A 1,617-nucleotide genomic window follows, 5' to 3' on the forward strand; every position below is an offset into this window, starting at 1 on the left:
GGACCACGTCCGGCACGTTCATGCTGATGTTCCTGGCCGGCCTGCAGAACGTGCCCGTCGCGTTGGACGAGGCCAGCACCCTCGACGGGGCGTCCCGGTGGCAGCGGTTCCGACACGTCACACTGCCGCTGATCCGGCCCACCACCTTCCTGGTGCTCACCCTCGGCATGATCGGCTCCTGGCAGGTCTTCGACCAGGTGTACGTGATGAGCCAGGGCGACCCGGCCAAGACCACGCTCACCCCGGCCTACCTGTCGTACCGGACCGCTTTCCGGGACTTCGACTACGGCTCCGGGGCGGCGATCTCCTTCGTCCTGTTCCTGATCATCATCGTGCTCACGCTGATCCAGCGCCGGGTGCTGGCCGAGCGGGACACCGACCGGCCGCGACGTGGCTGGCGGCGTCGACGCGTACCGGAGAGGTCCTGAGATGGCCGTGCTCACCGACCGCCCGGCGGCGTCCGCGCGGCCCGACCACCGCGCGGCCCGCACCCTGGCCACCCGCTTCCTGGGGTACGCGACGCTGGTCTTCTTCGGGCTGGTGTTCCTCTACCCGTTCGTCATCCAGATCGGCAACGCTCTCAAGACCGAGCCCGACGCGGCGGCGAACCCACTGTCGCCGTTCCCGGACCCGCTCACCCTCGCCGGCTTCGAACGGATCTTCGCCGGCACCAACTTCCCGCTCTGGCTGGGCAACTCGCTGCTGGTGACGGTGCTGGTCACCGTCGGTCGGGTGTTCTTCGACTCGCTCGCCGGGTACGCGCTCGCCCGGCTGCGGTTCCGGGGTCGCGGCGGGCTGTTCGCCGCCGTCATCGCGGTCATGGCGGTGCCCGGGGTGGTGCTGCTGATCCCGAAGTTCCTGGTGCTCAACCAGCTCGGCATCTACAACAGCTACGCCGGGCTGGTGGTGCCGTTGCTGGCCGACGCGGCGGGCGTGTTCATCATGAAGCAGTTCTTCGAGTCGATCCCGGTCAGCGTCGAGGAGGCCGCCCGCATCGACGGGGCGAGCATCTTCCGCACCTTCTGGTCGGTGGTGCTGCCGATGGCGAAACCGGCGCTGATAACCCTGACCATCCTGTCGTTCCAGGGCTCCTGGAACGAGTTCCCGCACAGCCTCGTGTCGGTGCAGGACCCGGACCTGTTCACCCTGCCGCGCGGGTTGGCCGACCTGGTCAGCGGCTCGCTCGGCAAGGGCACCCAGTACCCGCTGAAACTGGGCGCGGCGTTGCTGGCCACCATCCCGGTGGCGATCATCTTCGTGGTGTTCCAGCGATACTTCGTCCGCGACGCCAACGACGGCTCGGACAAGGGCTGACCCGGCCGGGTCACTCGCCGGGGCGGTCCTCGGCGAGTGGCTCGGTCGGCACCGCCACGTGCAGGCGCACCTGCGGCACCAGCATGTCGTCGACGTCCAGCGCGCGGGCCGCGCCGTCGGGCTCCCAGCCGGTGCTGGTGAGGAACTTCCGGGTCGCCTCGTCACCGTCGAACGCCCAGGCCACCGCCCGACTCAACCCGTCCTCCCGCGGCCCCACCGCGTCCACCATCACCAGGCACCCGCCGGACTGCTCCTTCGCCGGGTCGAGGTCCTTCGGCGCGGGGCCGTAGTGCAATTGGAACC

General features: G+C 69.6%; 2 protein-coding genes and 1 pseudogene. 2 read left to right on the forward strand and 1 reads right to left on the reverse strand.

All coding sequences use genetic code 11. The features are described from left to right. Positions 1 to 428, forward strand: a 428-nt coding sequence (locus ACWCO3_RS34490; RefSeq protein WP_450014187.1) for a carbohydrate ABC transporter permease, incomplete at its 5' end; no start/stop codon positions are given. A 1-nt stretch (position 429) separates the two neighbouring features. Beyond that, complete coding sequence (locus tag ACWCO3_RS34495; RefSeq protein WP_145784993.1) at positions 430 to 1,314, forward strand: carbohydrate ABC transporter permease; 885 nt, start codon at positions 430 to 432, stop codon at positions 1,312 to 1,314. 10 nt (positions 1,315 to 1,324) lie between these two features. On the opposite strand, the pseudogene ACWCO3_RS34500 reads toward ACWCO3_RS34495, so the two are convergent. Continuing rightward, positions 1,325 to 1,617, reverse strand: a pseudogene (locus ACWCO3_RS34500) (hypothetical protein); the annotation flags it as partial.

It is taken from the genome of Micromonospora sp. NPDC002411 (genome assembly GCF_053592955.1).